General features: G+C 62.4%; 17 protein-coding genes. 14 read left to right on the top strand and 3 right to left on the bottom strand.

Going from position 1 to position 17,067, the window contains the following annotated elements:
- Positions 1-10 precede the first annotated feature (10 nt).
- Together ACSSVG_RS14130 and ACSSVG_RS14125 are read right to left on the bottom strand one after the other, a co-directional pair.
- A complete protein-coding gene (locus ACSSVG_RS14130; protein WP_492415268.1) occupies positions 11-463 on the bottom strand; it encodes a DUF6414 family protein in 453 nt (150 codons plus the stop codon).
- On the bottom strand, positions 357-794 hold the full coding sequence (locus ACSSVG_RS14125) for a DUF6414 family protein (RefSeq protein ID WP_492415267.1): 438 nt from the start codon (positions 792-794) through the stop codon (positions 357-359). Before ACSSVG_RS14125 ends, ACSSVG_RS14130 begins: the two co-directional genes overlap by 107 nt.
- 309 nt (positions 795-1,103) lie before the next feature.
- Between ACSSVG_RS14125 and ACSSVG_RS14120 the strand changes: the two genes are divergently transcribed.
- Positions 1,104-2,225, top strand: a complete 1,122-nt coding sequence (locus ACSSVG_RS14120; RefSeq protein ID WP_492415266.1) for a hypothetical protein — start codon at positions 1,104-1,106, stop codon at positions 2,223-2,225.
- Positions 2,226-2,346: 121 nt separating this feature from the next.
- On the opposite strand, the gene ACSSVG_RS14115 is transcribed toward ACSSVG_RS14120, so the two are convergent.
- Positions 2,347-3,102: a DUF5677 domain-containing protein gene (locus ACSSVG_RS14115; RefSeq protein WP_492415265.1), complete on the bottom strand. Its 756-nt coding sequence runs from the start codon at positions 3,100-3,102 to the stop codon at positions 2,347-2,349.
- Positions 3,103-3,646: 544 nt separating this feature from the next.
- Here ACSSVG_RS14115 and ACSSVG_RS14110 point away from each other — a divergent pair.
- From ACSSVG_RS14110 to ACSSVG_RS14050, 13 genes are all read left to right on the top strand, one after another.
- The gene (locus tag ACSSVG_RS14110; RefSeq protein ID WP_105692055.1) at positions 3,647-4,450 is read left to right on the top strand and encodes a hydroxypyruvate isomerase family protein; all 804 of its coding nucleotides are present in this window, start codon (positions 3,647-3,649) and stop codon (positions 4,448-4,450) included.
- A gap of 83 nt (positions 4,451-4,533) precedes the next feature.
- Positions 4,534-5,412 carry a 2-hydroxy-3-oxopropionate reductase gene (locus ACSSVG_RS14105; protein ID WP_039242966.1) on the top strand — a complete coding sequence of 293 codons (879 nt, stop codon included), beginning with the start codon at positions 4,534-4,536 and terminating at the stop codon, positions 5,410-5,412.
- Between the two features lie 132 nt (positions 5,413-5,544).
- Positions 5,545-7,320 carry a glyoxylate carboligase gene (gcl, locus tag ACSSVG_RS14100; RefSeq protein WP_492415264.1) on the top strand — a complete coding sequence of 592 codons (1,776 nt, stop codon included), beginning with the start codon at positions 5,545-5,547 and terminating at the stop codon, positions 7,318-7,320.
- A 24-nt stretch (positions 7,321-7,344) separates the two neighbouring features.
- Positions 7,345-8,514, top strand: coding sequence for a glycerate kinase (locus ACSSVG_RS14095; RefSeq protein ID WP_492415263.1), 1,170 nt, complete (start codon positions 7,345-7,347; stop codon positions 8,512-8,514).
- On the top strand, positions 8,507-9,856 hold the full coding sequence (gene allB / locus ACSSVG_RS14090; RefSeq protein WP_492415262.1) for an allantoinase AllB: 1,350 nt from the start codon (positions 8,507-8,509) through the stop codon (positions 9,854-9,856). The genes ACSSVG_RS14095 and allB overlap by 8 nt, the downstream gene beginning before the upstream one ends.
- A 10-nt stretch (positions 9,857-9,866) precedes the next feature.
- Positions 9,867-10,634, top strand: a complete 768-nt coding sequence (locus ACSSVG_RS14085; RefSeq protein WP_492415261.1) for a winged helix-turn-helix domain-containing protein — start codon at positions 9,867-9,869, stop codon at positions 10,632-10,634.
- 97 nt (positions 10,635-10,731) lie between these two features.
- Complete coding sequence (gene bcp / locus ACSSVG_RS14080; RefSeq protein WP_253464546.1) at positions 10,732-11,199, top strand: thioredoxin-dependent thiol peroxidase; 468 nt, start codon at positions 10,732-10,734, stop codon at positions 11,197-11,199.
- Positions 11,200-11,345: 146 nt separating this feature from the next.
- A complete protein-coding gene (locus ACSSVG_RS14075) occupies positions 11,346-12,464 on the top strand; it encodes a PP2C family protein-serine/threonine phosphatase (protein ID WP_492415260.1) in 1,119 nt (372 codons plus the stop codon).
- Between the two features lie 18 nt (positions 12,465-12,482).
- On the top strand, positions 12,483-14,474 hold the full coding sequence (locus ACSSVG_RS14070) for a glycosyltransferase family 2 protein (protein ID WP_492415259.1): 1,992 nt from the start codon (positions 12,483-12,485) through the stop codon (positions 14,472-14,474).
- Positions 14,464-14,796: an STAS domain-containing protein gene (locus ACSSVG_RS14065; protein WP_492415258.1), complete on the top strand. Its 333-nt coding sequence runs from the start codon at positions 14,464-14,466 to the stop codon at positions 14,794-14,796. Before ACSSVG_RS14070 ends, ACSSVG_RS14065 begins: the two co-directional genes overlap by 11 nt.
- A complete protein-coding gene (locus ACSSVG_RS14060; RefSeq protein WP_231338313.1) occupies positions 14,789-15,208 on the top strand; it encodes an ATP-binding protein in 420 nt (139 codons plus the stop codon). Before ACSSVG_RS14065 ends, ACSSVG_RS14060 begins: the two co-directional genes overlap by 8 nt.
- Positions 15,209-15,422: 214 nt before the next feature.
- Complete coding sequence (locus ACSSVG_RS14055; protein ID WP_253464552.1) at positions 15,423-15,968, top strand: hypothetical protein; 546 nt, start codon at positions 15,423-15,425, stop codon at positions 15,966-15,968.
- Positions 15,968-17,062, top strand: coding sequence for a C2 family cysteine protease (locus tag ACSSVG_RS14050; protein WP_492415257.1), 1,095 nt, complete (start codon positions 15,968-15,970; stop codon positions 17,060-17,062). The genes ACSSVG_RS14055 and ACSSVG_RS14050 overlap by 1 nt, the downstream gene beginning before the upstream one ends.
- Positions 17,063-17,067: the final 5 nt, after the last annotated feature.

Genomic DNA, 17,067 nt, shown 5'->3' with positions numbered 1-17,067 from the left:
ACACGGTGGCCTACCGGAAGATGGCCACTACGCTCAGGGAGGCGCCGGGGCCCTCGACAAAAGTGCCCTCGGCTTGGTTTTCGTCCCTCGTACCCTTTTCCATTTTCCGGCGATCCTCCCGACTCATCATGTTTAGTCCTGGGATGTTGAGCAAGGAGTACCGTTGGCCCTCGGGCCACTTTTTTTGCACCCGCCCAATTACCACGGCCTCACCTTCCAGTTCATCCAATGGAACACGGAGGGCGTGCTGGGAGAGCTTAAAAGCAAGTTTGGCCTCGCCCTCTCCCAGTTCTCCCGTTGCAACAACGTCTCCGGCGCTGATAGCACTAAGCTTTGCTAGTCCGCCTAGAGCGTTCTCAACTTCGCCGTCGAGCTTGTCCGGGGCGAACATCTTCACGAGGTCCGCAACTCCCCCGAGTGCTGGGGCGTTTGCTAACGTCCGACTGAGGCTGGGAATGTCCACGTAACAATCCGCTGAAACAATCCGCTGAAACCATCTGCCGCACCAGAAGCTGCTCAAAAGCTTGCTCACTGCTCTCGTCGAGAACTAGAAAACCATCCTTCAGTGCCTCGTGTAGCCGGTTGTAGCGACTCTCCGGAGTCTGGCGGCGAACGCGTTCCACCTCCTCCGACCGAGAAGTGGTGAGGTTGCCACCCGCATTGGGGCCCTCAACTGCAGCCCTGCTCAAAGCGTCCCCTGACGTTTCACGTTCGTCATCATAGAGACCCCCTTCGACCTGCGCCAAGTACTGATCGACCAACGAACTGTCAAGATACAAGAATTCGCGGAGCATAAAAGCCGGCCCAGCCTCTCAAAGTAGACAGAAAAGCATTCCGGAGCGATTCTTCCATTACATGAGTGCTCTTAACTAATCGTTCCGGGGAAGCATATGACGTCGACGATGAGTGTACGAAAGACACTGTCGAGGCCCCCAAATGATTTCGGGTGAACAACAAGGGTGCGAGTCGGAGCCAACCCGCAAGTCCGTGTCTCTGCGACCGGCAAGCCCGCAGACAATCTGAAGTGTCGACGGCTAGCCTGTGGAGTAGTCCAGTTTTGAAGAATCCGGCTAGCAAGCCGAGCCAGCACTTCCTATGTTCTGTTGAAGGAGAATCTCTTCTTGTTCAAACCACCGTCCGGAAGACACCTCACATCAGCCCAGGCGACCGATCTTGACGACAGTTATTTCCAATCACGGCCATTCGGATACTTCTCATCTCGCATCGCTTCCTTGCTGGCGAGCAGCCAGCCGAGCGAAACTGATCCAAATGACTCAATTGCATCCGGTCTAGCGGCTGCCCTGGGCCAGCCTTCTCTCAAGGATGTCCTCCAGTTCGACAAATCAGACCGTGAACTCCAGCTAGCAACCGATGCATTTACGCTGCGCCACCACGCTGCCGAAGCTCTCGTGCGCCTCTACCACGCCCTCACTATCGGCGTGAAAAGGCAAGACCCAATCCCATGCGTCTGGAGCGCCCTTGCTGAGGGGCCAACGAAAACAATCGATCTTGTCTCCGAGGCAAAAGCACATTTACTGAGCACAGACGGCAGCGACAGCTTTTGGACACTGGTCTTTCCCAGAATCATCGCGACACAAAATAACCTCCAGGAGGAGGCGAACCGGGCGCTCAATGTGGCTGGAGACTGGCTGACATATGCGATGAATTTGCTCGTGCGCAACGACATTAATATCAATGCTGCTCATAACAAAGTGAAACACGGTCTTGCCATCCTCGGACGAGACAACCTTCGCCTGACGCTCACGACACAGCCACCGAACCCAGACGGTACAGTGCCCTTGGCTTCCCTGACGGGAAATGATGCCATGGACATCTTCGACTCTATGACTCTGGACTTCCTGGCACGTCCTCCTTCGAAAAACAAGAAGAAACAAGGCTTGGAAGTTTCAACCCTTAAATTGGTCCCAACCACCCTACTCGCAGAAGCCTGGCTCATGTCCGTGATCCACGCTGCCATGTTTCACATAGCAGCCGCCGAACATTTTCAAGTTCGGGACGTCTCCTTCCAGCCGTTTCCGAAGTTGCCCCTTGGGCCAACGCCGCAGCAGCTTCTGAAGGGATCTGTCGTTGGCATGAGACATCCCATCACAACTCCCCCCGATGGCAGCCCTCTTGAAAGAGGAACCGGTATTGCTTTCCAGGAAATGTTTGTCCCCATATCGGTCAATTTTGATGAAATGACGGTTGGCAGGGTGGTCGACTAGGCAAATCGAACTGCTAACAATGATCGACTGTGCGGCACATGTGCGCATGCGACGCGCAAACCAATTCCACGGCGGTCGGAGTGCCACACTAAGGCCGAGCAAGCTTTCGCTCAGGCATTTCTCACCGTCGATTTGTCACCAGATCCTCCATACATTTATCGAAAAACACCAGTGGTTCTTTAAAGAATGACGTTAATCCTGCAATTCGGGCGTACGCCTTCATCGCTGTCAGAAGGGTTGCACAAAGCTGAGCAGACGTGAGCTCTCCCGCCTCCTGCCCCTGCCTATGCAACAGGATCTCGTTCGATGAATCGTCACGGTCAAAATAAGGTTGAGCGCTTGCCAAAGTTGGATGACTGACTTGGGTTTCAAGAAGCCATGCCATGTAAAAACTTCCCAGCCCCGGATACTGCCGGACTATGTGCGCAAGGTGCGAGTAGGCGTCCAAATGGCGAAACTCCTCGCTTGCTTCCGCTTGCGCCCGGTCCAACGCGGCTAGAAACTCTGGCTCTAGGTGCCAACCATTAGCCTGGGCACTCCGAAGCTTTTCGATACTTCGCGACCGCTCGCGAAGGCCGACTTCGATAGCCTCAAATCCAACATCAGAGGCATACGCCAGCCGAATTGTGTGCTCAAGGATTGACCGCAACAGGGGTCCGGCCTCTGAGGCGAACCCTTGCCTCACGAGGATCATCGCCGCCCGTCCAGTTTGGATGATCCTCACGAGCCAACCCCAGCCGACTGCTGTCGTCGCTGCTGTAAGCCAATGCTCGCGACCTCCATCCCCGAACGACACTTGGGAAGGCAAGGGGGCAGACTCCCACAGCTTCACCAGCTCAGTGTGCAAATCCACAAAGGGGTCCGATTGGGCGTTCACTCGCTCCATCATAGGGACAACCGCTCAAGGTTGCCCTAGGTTAGGGCGAGAAGCAAGGGGACGCCCTCCCCGTTGGGGCAGGAACTCGGAGGGGCCGATGCTTGTTATCTGGGCAGCCACCGACTTACCCAAGAACTTTCGTTCGGACCAGCGACATTGTCCTCGAAGTCCAGAGGACGCGGGGACGCTGGTTGTCGTGACTGGTCCCGGGCAAGTCTTACCGAACACTGAAGTACTCAGGAAGCTTGGGAAGCCCGAAATCGACTGCTCTCTTCTCGAGCTCGCGGCTAGCCATCGGGCAGAGTCCCTTGCACAAGTGGATCGCGCACTCGAGCACGGCGCGTCTGTCCGCCAGCGCGCGGGGCACTGCCTGGTATCCCAAACCTCCACCTCCCACCCACCCCCTTGACTCCCACCCCCACCTTCCCTAAACTTTTCATAAAGCAGAATCTAAATTCCACAAAGCGGAAACTGAGGCCAAGCACCAAGGCAGCAGCCAAGCACCCGGAAGATAGATCAAAGCCCCTCCTCGGAAGGACCTACGATGACGTACACAGTGAACTGCTCCATCCTCCTGACGGAGCTGCCCTTGCTCGAGCGCCCCGCCGCCGCGAAGGCAGCCGGTTTTGACGCCGTCGAGTTCTGGTGGCCCTTCGCCACTTCGGTTCCCACCGACAAAGAGACAACAGAGTTTGAAACCGCCATCAAGGACGCCGGCGTTCAGCTCACGGGCCTGAACTTCAACGCTGGCAACATGCCCGGCGGAGACCGCGGCCTGGTTTCCTGGAAGGGACGTTGCTCCGAGTTCAAGGACAACATCGACGTCGTAGCCGGCATCGGTGAGCGCCTCGGCTGCAAGGCCTTCAACGCCCTCTACGGCAACCGCCAGGACGAGTTCACCCCTGAAGAACAGGACGAACTCGCCGCGAAGAACCTCGCCGCAGCAGCAGAAGGCGTCGCCCGCATCGGCGGCACCGTCCTCCTCGAACCGGTCAGCGGCGCACCCAAGTACCCGCTCCTCACCGCCGAAGACGCACTCAAGGTCATCGCCCGCGTCAAGGCAGAATCCGGCGCACAGAACATCAAGCTCCTCGCCGACTTCTACCACCTGGCAGTCAACGGCGACGACGTCGAATCCGTCATCGAGAACCACGCCAAGGACTTCGGCCACATCCAGATCGCCGACAACCCCGGCCGCGGAGCTCCCGGAACCGGCACGCTCCCCCTCGGCGAATGGATCGCCCGCAGCCGCGAACTCGGCTACGACGGCTACATCGGCCTCGAGTACAAGGAACCGCAGGAATCGGCCTTCAGCTGGGCCATCCGCCAGCGCGCCAACGCCAACTAACGACGGCGGCACTCACCAAAGCGGCGGCGCTCACCAAATAGCCCGCACGAGTTAAAACACAGACTTTCAGAAAGAGAACCACAATGAGCAACGTTGCAGTCATCGGCCTCGGAATCATGGGCCTCCCCATGGCCATCAACCTCGTCAAGGCCGGCCACACGGTCACCGGTTTCAACCGCAGCCAGGACAAGATCGACAAGCTCGTCTCCGAAGGCGGCCAGGGTGCCACGAGCATCGCGGACGCAGTGAAGGACGCCGACGTCGTCATCACCATGGTCCCGGACTCCCCCGATGTTGAGGGTGTAGTCAGCGGCAAGGACGGCGTCTTCGCCAACGCGAAGAAGGGCACCATCTGGATCGACGCTTCCAGCATCCGCCCGGACGTCGCCAAGCGCCTCTCCGACGACGCTGTAGCAGCAGGCATCCGCCCGCTCGATGCTCCCGTCTCCGGTGGCGAGCAGGGCGCAATCGACGCCGTCCTGTCCATCATGGTCGGCGGCGAAGCTGCAGACTTCGAGGCGGCACAGGATGTCCTCAACGCAGTGGGCAAGACCATCGTCCACGTCGGCCCGTCCGGCTCCGGCCAGACCGTCAAGGCAGCAAACCAGCTGATCGTAGCCGTCAACATCCAGGTTCTCGGCGAGGCCATCGCCTTCCTTGAGGCCTACGGCGTAGACACCGACGCAGCACTGAAGGTCCTGGGCGGCGGCTTGGCCGGCTCCAAGGTCCTCGACCAGAAGGGTCAGAAGATGCTGGACCGCAACTTCGACCCCGGCTTCCGCCTGGCCCTCCACCACAAGGACCTGGGCATCGTCACCTCCGCAGCCCGCGAAGCCAACGTCGCTGTCCCGCTCGGCGCAGTCGTCGCCCAGCTCGTCGCCGCAACCGTCAACCAGGGCGACGGCGGCCTCGACCACTCGGGCCTCTTCAAGCAGGTCCTTCAGCTCAGCGGCCGGAAGTAAGCACCCCCGGCAAAAGCCGGACAGCAACACAAGCAGGGAACCCGCCGTCGTACATAAACGACGGCGGCTCCCTCACCACACCCAAAAACACCACAGACTTCGCCCGAAAGGGCAAAAAACAAGGAGTACACCATGGCAAAGATGCGTACCGTTGATGCGGCCGTAGCCATCCTGGAAAAGGAAGGCGCAACCGAAGCTTTCGGTCTGCCCGGCGCAGCGATCAACCCCTTCTACTCAGCAATGCGCGCCCACGGCGGCATCCGCCACACGCTGGCCCGCCACGTTGAAGGCGCCAGCCACATGGCTGACGGCTACAGCCGCGCAGCTGATGGCAACATCGGCATCTGCATCGGCACGTCGGGCCCCGCAGGCACGGACATGATCACTGGCTTGTACGCAGCCCAGGCCGATTCGATCCCCATGCTCTGCATCACCGGCCAGGCACCCGTTGCCAAGCTGCACAAGGAAGACTTCCAGGCTGTGGACATCGAGTCCATCGCCAAGCCGTTGACCAAGTTCGCCATGACCATCCTGGAACCGGGCCAGGTTCCCGGCGCGTTCCAGAAGGCTTTCCAGCTGATGCGCTCGGGTCGCCCGGGCCCGGTCCTGCTGGACCTGCCCATCGATGTTCAGATGGCCGAGATCGAGTTCGACATCGACGCCTACGAGCCCCTGCCGGTGGAGAAGCCCAAGGCTTCCCGCAAGCAGCTGGAAAAGGCCCTGGACCTGCTGACCGCTGCCAAGCACCCGCTGATCGTTGCCGGTGGCGGCATCATCAACGCCGGCGCTTCGGCCCAGCTGGTTGAACTGGCCGAGATCCTGAACGTACCTGTTATCCCCACCCTGATGGGCTGGGGCGCCATCCCGGACGACCACCAGCTGATGGCCGGCATGGTTGGCCTGCAGACCTCGCACCGCTACGGCAACGAGACGTTCCTGCAGAGCGACTTCGTGATCGGCATCGGCAACCGTTGGGCCAACCGCCACACCGGCGGCCTGGACACCTACACGGCTGGCCGTAAGTTCGTGCACATCGACATCGAGCCGACCCAGATCGGTCGCGTGTTCTCCCCGGACTTGGGCATTGCGTCCGACGCCGGTGCGGCGCTGGACGGTCTGTTGGAGCTGGCCCGCGAACGCCAGGCAGCTAAGACCCTGCCGGACTACTCGGGTTGGGTTGCCGAGTGCCAGGAGCGTAAGGGTTCCCTGCACCGCAAGACCAACTTCGACAACGTGCCCATCAAGCCGCAGCGTGTGTACCAGGAGATGAACAAGGCCTTCGGCCGCGACACCACCTACGTGTCCACCATTGGCCTGTCGCAGATCGCCGGCGCACAGATGCTGCACGTCTTCGGTGCCCGCAAGTGGATCAACGCAGGCCAGGCCGGCCCGCTGGGTTGGACCGCTCCCGCCGCTCTCGGCGTTGTTCGTGGAACCCCGGACGCCACCGTTGTTGCCCTGTCCGGTGACTACGACTTCCAGTTCATGATCGAGGAACTGGCCGTGGGCGCACAGTTCAACCTGCCGTACATCCACGTTGTGGTGAACAACAGCTACCTGGGCCTGATCCGTCAGAGCCAGCGCGGCTTCAACATGGAACAGAACGTTTCCCTGGCCTTCGAGAACATCAACAGCCCGGAGACCAACGGCTACGGCGTGGACCACATCAAGGTTGCCGAGGGCTTGGGCTGCAAGGCCATCCGCGTTGAGGACCCGAACGATCTGCCTGCCGCTTTCGACAAGGCCAAGGCACTGATGGGCGAGTTCAAGGTTCCCGTGGTTGTTGAAGTGATCCTGGAAAAGATCACCAACATCTCCATGGGCGTTGAAATCAACGGCGTGAACGAGTTCGAAGAGCTGGCAGAAACCGCGGCGGACGCACCCACCGCGATCCTGACCAAGGCCTAGAGAAAACAGTAAGGAGGCACCGGAATGCGTGTTGTCATCGCCCCGGACAAATTCAAGGGCTCGCTGTCCGCGCCCGACGTCGCCGAGCACCTGGCAACAGGACTGCTGGCTGGGTACGGACAGACGAACTTTGAAGTAACACGCATTCCGGTGGCCGACGGCGGCGAAGGAACCATCGACGCCGCCATCGGCTCCGGCTTCACCCGCCGGACCACCACCGTCACCGGCCCGCTCGGCGAGCCAGTGAAGGCCGACTTCGCGGTGCGGGACCAGGAAGCTGTCATCGAAATGGCGGCAGCTTCCGGTCTCGCCCTCCTGCCGGACGGCCCCACGTCCCAGACGGCCAAAACCGCAACCAGCATCGGCACGGGCGAACTCATCCGCGCCGCGCTGGACCTCGGCTGCCGCAAGATCATCCTGGGTGTGGGCGGCAGCGCCAACACCGACGCCGGCGCGGGAGTCCTGCAGGGCCTCGGCGCCGTGTTCCTGGACGAGAACGGCAACGAGCTCCCCGGCGGCGGTGCCGCCTTGGCACAGCTGAATAGCATCGACTTCTCCAACTTCGACGTCCGCGTTGAGGCAACGGAGTTCGTGTTGGCGTCCGACGTCGACAATCCCCTGTTGGGGGACAGCGGAGCCCCAGCTATCTTCGGTCCGCAGAAGGGCGCGACGCCGGACGACGTCACCGAACTGGACGCCGCAGCAAGCCACTTCGTCGACGTCCTCGCGGCAACAACCGGGCAGCATGCCAAGTACGCAGCCAAGGCAGAGGGTGCTGGAGCGGCAGGCGGCGTTGGCTACATTGCCATCGCGGCACTGAAGGCAGAGCGGCGGCCGGGTATCGACGTCGTGCTTGAATTCACTGAACTGGAGCGCAGGCTCAAGGGCGCCGATCTGGTGATCACCGGAGAAGGCAGCCTGGACGAGCAAAGCCTGCTCGGCAAGACCCCCATGGGAGTCTCGCGGGCGGCACAGAGGAACGGGGTTCCCGTGATCGCAGTCTGCGGCCGGAGTACCCTGAGCCGTGAACAACTCACGGACGCCGGCTTCCACACGGTCCATGCACTGACCGATCTGGAAAAAGATGTCCAAAAATGTATCGCTGAAGCAGGTCCGTTGCTTGAACAATTAGGTAAGCACATAGGCGTGTACCTGGCGGAACGGACCGAAAACAAGGAGTACCTCAATGTCTGAAGCAATCGGCGCCTATGACCTCGTTATCCGGGGCCAGCGCATCCTGACCACCGCCGGCCTCGCAGCCCGCGAAGTTGGCATCCGCGACGGCGTCATCGTCGCCATCGAACCCCTGGGCAACGGCCTGACGGGCAACGAGGTCATCGAACTCGCAGACGACGAAACCCTCATCCCCGGTCTGGTGGACACCCACGTCCACGTCAACGAGCCCGGCCGCACCGAGTGGGAAGGCTTCGCCTCCGCTACCCGTGCCGCTGCTGCCGGTGGCGTGACCACCATCATCGACATGCCGCTGAACAGCATCCCGCCCACCACCAGCGTGGACGGCCTGGAGCAGAAGCGCGTGGTGGCCAAGGACCAGGCATTCGTGGACGTCGGATTCTGGGGCGGTGCCATCCCGGGCAACAAGAGCGACCTCCGCCCGCTGCACGACGAAGGCGTGTTCGGCTTCAAGTGCTTCCTCCTGCACTCCGGCGTGGACGAGTTCCCGCACCTCGATGCAGACGAGATGGAAGAGGACATGAAGGAGCTCAAGTCCTTCGACTCCCTCATGATCGTCCACGCCGAGGACTCCCACGCCATTGACCGCGCCCCGCACCCGGGCGGCGACCACTACGAGACCTTCCTGGCATCCCGTCCCCGCGGTGCCGAGAACAAGGCCATCGCCGAGGTCATCGAACGCGCCCGCTGGACCGGCGCCCGCGCCCACATCCTGCACCTCTCCTCCTCCGACGCACTGCCGATGATCGCCTCGGCAAAGCGCGACGGCGTCAACCTCACCGTTGAGACGTGCCCGCACTACCTGACGCTCATGGCCGAAGAAATCCCCGACGGCGCCACGGCCTATAAGTGCTGCCCGCCCATCCGTGAGGCCTCCAACCGCGAGCTCCTCTGGAAGGGCCTGCAGGACGGCACCATCGACTGCATCGTCTCGGATCACTCCCCCTCCACACTGGACCTCAAGGACCTGGAAAACGGTGACTTCGCCGTGGCCTGGGGCGGCGTTTCCTCGCTCCAGCTGGGCCTCTCCCTGATCTGGACCGAAGCTCGCCACCGTGGCATCCCGCTGGAACAGGTTGTGTCGTGGATGGCCGAGAAGCCTGCCGCCTTGGCCCGCCTGCACAACAAGGGCCAGCTCGCACTGGGCTACGACGCCGACTTCTCCATCTTCGCCCCGGACGAAGCGTTCGTTGTGGACGTTACCAAGCTCAAGCACAAGAACCCGATCACGCCGTACGACGGCCGCCCCTTGGCCGGCGTCGTCCGCAAGACGTACCTGCGCGGCACCGCGATCGACGGCCAGAACCCCGGCGGCAAGCTGCTCCGCCGCGGCAACGTTTAGGCCTACCGCCATGGCAGTCAATGCCTACGGGCCGCCGCCCACCCGTGGTCCCGCGTCCCGGGGCTCCTCCGCGCGGCAGCCTGGGCTGAACGCACGCGGTATGGCCGCGCACGGGCTGGCTCTTTGGGTCAACCCGGCTGAGGGCGACGAGATCGATCCCGCAGTCTGGGAGCGGGCCGCACGTCTTGTGCTGGCCCGCGCCATGAAACTTGCCCCGGAGGCGGAAGTCCGCATCTGGCCCGCCACCGGGGCAGAGCACTCCGGCGTCGGCGATTCATCCTGGGGCGGCACTCCGCAGGACATCGCCGACGCCGGTACCAACGGCACTCTCTCGCTCGCCGACGCCCTCGCGGAGGCGCGTTCGGTGACCCGTTCTGAAGCCGTTTCCGACGGCGGCGACCGCACCGAAGCCGGCGGCAGCACCGCCGTCGAGCCCGTAACGTTGGCGAGCCGCCGCAGCCAACTTGCGGTGGACCTCGCTGCTGAAGTAGTGCTGTTGGACGGCGAGCCGGTTTCCTTTACTGGCATGGAATACAAGCTGCTGCGCTACCTCGTGGTCAACTGCTCACGGGCCATCAGTCGTGAAGAATTGCAACGTTTTTTGGAGTCATTTGACCTCCCCGGCGCGGCATTTCGCTCGATCGACGTTTATGTTGGAAGGGTGCGGCGGAAGCTAGGCTCCGCCCGACACACCGTCGCCACCGTCCGTGGTGGCGGCTACCAGTTCGTGCCAGGGCCCTATGCCACAGTGCGCGGACCTGCGGAATACAGCATCTAAGTTCGCTGTTGTAAAAGATCAACGCCCCGCAATTTGTATGACCGCTGTTGTTTGAAATGAAGGCCGGCTTTTTGCCGGTGAAACGTAAAGGATCGCCATGACCCAGAAACTCCTCGTCGGAACGCAAGCACCTGACTTCGCGCTTCTCGACGCCGACGGCACCAAGGTCTCGCTGTCCGATTACCGCGGACGCAACGTCATTGTGTACTTCTACCCGAAGGCAGCCACCCCCGGCTGCACCACCGAGGCCTGCGACTTCCGCGACAACCTCGCCAGCCTGCAGGGCAAGGGTTACGACGTCATCGGGATCTCCCCGGACGCCCCGGAAGCCCTCTCCAAGTTCACTGGTGAATTTGCCCTGACCTTCCCGCTGCTCTCCGACGAAGACCACGCTGTGGCCCTCTCCTACGGCGCTTGGGGCGAGAAGCTGGTTGACGGCGAAATCGTCGAAGGCCTGGTCCGCTCCACGGTGGTCCTCGACGGCGAAGGCACCGTCAAGCTCACCCAGTACCAGGTTGCTGCGCAGGGCCACGTCCAGGCACTCAAGGAAGAGCTGGGCGTCTAACCCACTCTCACCTCCAGCGTGTTTGAGCGGATCGCTCTCTCACCTAACTGCACAATTCTTGTAACGCCCGCTCACTCTTGTGAGCGGGCGTTACATATGCCTTGACTAAACGTGACAAATCTTCAGCAGCAGTAGTTAATGGAGCCATGGTCTCTTCCACCCCCGTACGCCACGCTGTCGTCGTCGAAGATGACGCCGACATCCGCGGACTCCTCGTCCTCGTCCTCGAGCAGCTCGACTTTGTGGTGACCGAAGCACCTGACGGCCTGTCCGGCGTCGAAGCAGTCCGCAGTACGAACGCAGAACTTGTGACCCTCGATGTGAACCTCCCAGACATCGACGGCATGGAAGTTTGCAAGCGACTTCGCGAATTTTCGGACGCCTACATCCTCATGCTGACGGCGCGGGCCGACGAGATCGACCGACTCAACGGCCTGGACATCGGCGCCGACGACTACATCAACAAGCCCTTCAGCCCCAAGGAACTCCAAGCCCGCATCCGCGCACTGTTCCGCCGGGCCCGCACGCCGGCCGCGGCAGCCGAAGACACCGGCCAAACGGACGAGCTGGCCCGTGCAGCAGTGGTGCAGCAAAGCCTGCTCCCGCGGGAAACAGTCCGCCTCGAGGGATACGACGTCGCCGGCGCCTTCCGCCCGACCCGCAGCGTTGGCGGGGACTTCTACGACTGGTACCAAACCCGCGACGGCATGCACCTGACGTTCGCGGACGCCATGGGCAAGGGCATGGGCGCGGCCCTGATCGCGGCCACCGTCCGCGCGGTGATGCGGTCGGTGGCGGACACCCCGGCCATCGATGCCGCCTTCGCCTCAGCCAGCGCCACCATCGCCTCGGACCTGGACCAGTCCGGGTCGTTCGCAACCATGTTCCATGCGCGGCTGGACGCTCCGTCCGGAAAGCTCAGCTATATCGACGCCGGTCACGGCCTCGCCCTGCACATCCCGGCTGAGGGTCCGGTTCAGCGGCTGACCTCCGCCGGCCCGCCCGTCGGCATCCTGGACGGACAGCACTGGGCTTCCGCTGACCTTCAACTGGAGCCCGGCGATTCGCTCGTGATCGTCAGCGACGGCGTGCTTGACGCCCATGCTTCACTGGAGGATTTCATCCGGAACGTGGAAAAGGCCGCGCGGAGCGAGGGCACGTCGGACGGAGTGTGCGCCGCCCTTCTTGAGTTGGCACCTGCTGCAACAGCGGAAGACGACGTGACCGCCGTCGTGGTTCACCGCAAACCGGACATCGGGCGCTAACTACACAAGAGGGGGATTGTGACACGTTTTTGGACCCGGCTGCTGGTTCTCCTGACAGTCATTCTGGGCGTCAACTATGTGGCGTGGCGTTGGATGGCGTCCCTGAACTGGGATGCGTGGTGGATCGCGGTTCCGTTGGTGATCGCTGAAACGTACAGCCTCATCGACGTGATGCTGTTCGGGCTGACGGTGTGGAACCTCAAAATCCGGAAGCCGCCGCCCGCGCCCCCGGAGACGGCCACTGTGGACGTCTTCATCACCACCTATAACGAGCCCTTGGACCTGGTCATGACCACGGCCCTGGCGGCCAAGGACATCCGCTGGCCGCACAGCACCTGGATACTCGACGACGGCGACCGCCCCGAGATGCGCCAGCTCGCCGAGTCGAACGGGATCGGTTACGTCACCCGCGGCGCGGATTGGACGCCGGACGTGCCGCGGCACGCCAAAGCAGGCAACCTGAACAACGCCCTGATGGTCACCTCGGGCGAGTACCTGTTGATTCTCGACGCCGACCAGATCCCCGAGCCGGACATCCTGGACAAGACGCTGGGCTACTTCAACGACGACCGTGTGGCGCTGGTCCAGACTCCGCAGTACTTCATCAACGTCCCCGCTGACGATCCCCTGGGCAGCCAGGCACCCCTGTTCTACGGTCCCATCCAACAGGGGAAGGACGGTTGGAACGCAGCGTTCTTCTGCGGCTCCAACGCGATCCTGCGCCGGGAAGCCCTCATGCAGTTGGGCCTGGTGGGCTACGTCAAAGCTACGGAGAAGAGCGTCCGCCGCGCGCTGGCTGCGTCCCGCTCGGCCATCAAGAAGGCACGGCGCTCGGAAGAGGCCCGCAACCCGCTGGTGGAGCAGATGCTGAACCAGGTTGAAGCGGCCACGGAAACCGCCCAGACCGAACTGGATGCCGGCGCATCCCTCAGCGAGATCACCTACCGGGTGCGCCGCAAAGTGGACGAAGCCGTCCGCACCCTGGTGGCCGCCGATTTCTCCGCGCTGCAGGCCGACCTCGAAGAGATCGCCGCCATGGAACTCGCCCACGTCGGTGAGTCCGGCGTGACCACGGTGGCGAGTGACGCCGTCGACCGGATGTCCGGCCGCGACTGGTCCCCCCTGGGTGCGCTCGAGTCGGTCCACGCTGTCCTGGACGCCATCTCCGTGGAACGCACCGACGAAGCCCAACCGATCATGCCCCTGGCCACCATCTCGGTCACCGAGGACATGGCTACGGCCATGCGTATCCACTCCCTCGGCTGGAAGAGCGTCTACCACCACGAAATCCTCGCCAACGGCTTGGCACCCGAAGACCTCAAAACCATGCTCACCCAACGCCTCCGCTGGGCCCAGGGCACCATGCAGGTCCTCCTTCGCGAAAACCCACTGGTCCAGCCTCGGCTCTCCTGGGGCCAGCGGCTCATGTACTTCTCCACCATGTGGAGCTACCTGAGCGGCTTCGCTGCCGTGGTGTACTTCGCGGCTCCCATCATCTACCTGACGCTCGGTATCCTGCCGGTGAGCAGCCTCAGTTGGGACTTCTTCATCCGCTTCATCCCGTTCATGGTGGTGAACCAACTGCTGTTTGTGGTGGCCGGGCACGGTATCCCCACCTGGCGCGGACAGCAGTACAGCCTTGCGCTGTTCCCCACCTGGATCAAGGCATGTACGACGGCGGCGCGGAACGTTTGGTTCGGACGTCCCCTCGGGTTCGCCGTCACCCCCAAGGCCAGGCAGAGCGGCGGCCCGAGCTGGAGCCTGATCCGGCCTCAGATCATCGTGGCAGTGTTGTTGGCTATCGCGCTGGTTGTCGGGATCGCCCGGCTTTTGACTGGTCTTTCGGAGCCCCTCGGCACGCTGGTGAACGTCGCCTGGGTGGCCTTCGACCTGGTGGTCCTGAGCGTGCTGGTCAAGGCAGTTTTGTACAAGGGATTCGTACCTGAAGGTGCTGGCCCCGAGGATGTTGGGCCGGAGCGCCCCGAAGAGAGGAATGCAGATGCAGTTTAGCTATGAGGTCAAGGACTCCTACGCGGAAGTGAAGAGCGTAGGACGCTTGAACATGGTGGCGGCACCCAAGCTCCGCGAAGTAGTGAACGAAGTTGTGGCCGGCGGGTCCAGCCGGGTTGTGGTCAACCTGGCCGAAACCGACTTCATGGACTCCTCAGGTCTCGGAGCGCTCATCAGTTGCCTCAAAGCAACCCGGCAGGCAGGCGGCGACCTCCGCATCTCAGGTGTTCAGCCACAGGTCAAGATGGTGCTGGAACTGACCAACATGGATCGGGTGCTCACGGCGTACCCGTCGGCCGAGGAGGCGTTCGGAGATGACTGAGGTGATTGCACGCCGCGGTTTCCACGGGCCGTCCAACGAGGAAGCGATCGAGGCCATCCACAATGAGCTGGACGCCCTGTGGGACGACGCTGCCTTTGTGCCGGACATGGACCGGATGACGTTCGCAACCGCGGTGATCGAGGCAGCGGCGAACATCGTCCAGCATGCCCTCCCAGTGGCAGAGAAGCCCGTGGAGATCGACGTGGACATCAGCGTCCGCCCCACCCGGTTGGTGGCACAGGTCAGCGCGTACAACGCCCGCGAGCCGTTCGCCGGTGACATGCAGGCTTCGATGCCCGACTCCGACGCCGAATCCGGCCGCGGGTTGGCACTCATCGAGGCGCTGGTGACCACGGTGACCTTCGAACGCCAGGACGGCACCAACACCTGGATCCTCACCCGCGACACCTGATCCCCTCTCACCCCTGACGCCCATCCGACCGATCCGCTCTCACCCCTGACGCCCATCCGACCGATCCGCTCTCATCCCTGACGCCCATCCGACCGATCCGCTCTCACCTTCACGGGTTGTTCTGCCCATCGCCAGACCCAACGCAACCGTGAAAGCATTCGGTGAGATCCGCCGTCGAACATTAACTGAACCTGGGGACGACATGAACCGCCGCATGCACCGTAAACTTTGGGCGCTGGCTGCTGCCCTGACGGTGGTGACTCTTGCTGCAGGATGCAGCAGTACCCCCGACGGACCCACCCGCGAACCCAGCAGCGCGCCGGCAGTCACCGCCAGCCCGGCTCCACTGGCCGAGAGCACCGCCAAGTACGACTCCCTGCGTGCCGAGCTGATTGCGGCCTTGGAAAAACAAATGCCCGACATCACTTGGGCTGCGGACGATCCTGCCTCGGTGACCCAAAGCAAAGATGGTAAGTGCGTCTTCCATCCACAAACCATGAAAAGCAGCGCGGACATCGTTGAGCCGTCCAAGAACTTTGAAGAGGTCTTCGCCGCTGCCGACCCGGTCCTCAAGCAGCACGGATTCCCTGCCTTCGACGGCACGGACCCGGTCCCGGGCGGCTGGGTGGTCACGCGCAGTACTGATGGCGTAGGCGCCACGGTCACCATCGAATCAAAGAGCCCGGCGTACCTGCGGATGACAGTCCCAGTGCAGTCCGAGAGTTGCGACACCGACGAGCTATCTCAGGGGGCCAAGTAATGCCGGGATTTTACGGTGCTGACATTGAACAGTTGCGTGCACTCGCCAAGACGATGTCCCGGCACTCGGAGCGAATGACGTCGCTGTCTACGGAGCTGGGTCACCTCATCAGCAATGCGCGGTGGGATGGCCGGGACGCCGCGATGTTCCGGGCCTCTTGGGACTCCGAACACCGGCCGATGCTGAAGAAGATCTCCAGCGAGCTGCAGAATCAGGCCAAGGAACTGACTCGCAACGCTGACGAGCAGGACAAGTCCAGTTCGGGAGCGTCGGGGTCCTCGGGCTCCGATCATTCGGGACGAGGAGATTCGAACCCGCCCGGCGACCCTGGCCCCCTGGACCCGGACGCTCCCGACGTCGATGTTCCCGGCGATGTTCGCGACGATCCCAACGCTGGCGACCCCAGCGACATCAACCAAGGACAGATCGGCGACTGCTGGCTGCTGGCCGGAATCGGCTCGGTGGCCCAGGTGCTGGAGCGCGAAGGCAAGCTGGACGAGTTCCTTGAGGAGCACATGCGTCCCGTCGGCGACCCACCGACGCATTGGGTGGTCACGCTCTACGAAGACGGCGAACCCGTGGAAGTCACAGTGGAGGCCAAGTCCACTGAAGGCGGCGTCCGCGGCGCCGACGGCGAACCCAACTGGCTTTCCATCTACGAACGCGCGGCAGCTGAGCACCGCGGTGGGTCCTATGACGACATCGACGGCGGGTTCAGCAACGAGGCCATGGAACTGATGACCGGACAGTCTGCCGATAAGGACGGCGAGCTGAACTTTGATGACATCGAGGACAAACTCTCCGACGGCCAGGCCATTTCCGTGGGGACCGAAGACGTCAAAGACGACGACTTCGACTGGGTGTGGGAGTCTGACGAAGTCAACCGCACTGACGTTGTCCCCAACCATGCGTACGTGGTGGTTGATGTGAAGACCAACGACGACGGCGAGCGCGTTGTGGTGCTGGCCAACCCGTGGGGACCGTCGGGCGGCTACTTGGAAGACGACGACGACCACAAGTCCGGCACGCTGGAACTGACCGAAGATGAGTACAAGGAAAACTTCGACTCCGTGTACTCCGTGGACGTGAAGTAAGGATG

The sequence above is a fragment of the Paenarthrobacter sp. E2MeOHC11 genome (assembly GCF_058744955.1).
Note: the sequence above shows the minus strand (reverse complement) of the source record. Positions and strands in the feature narration are given on the sequence as shown.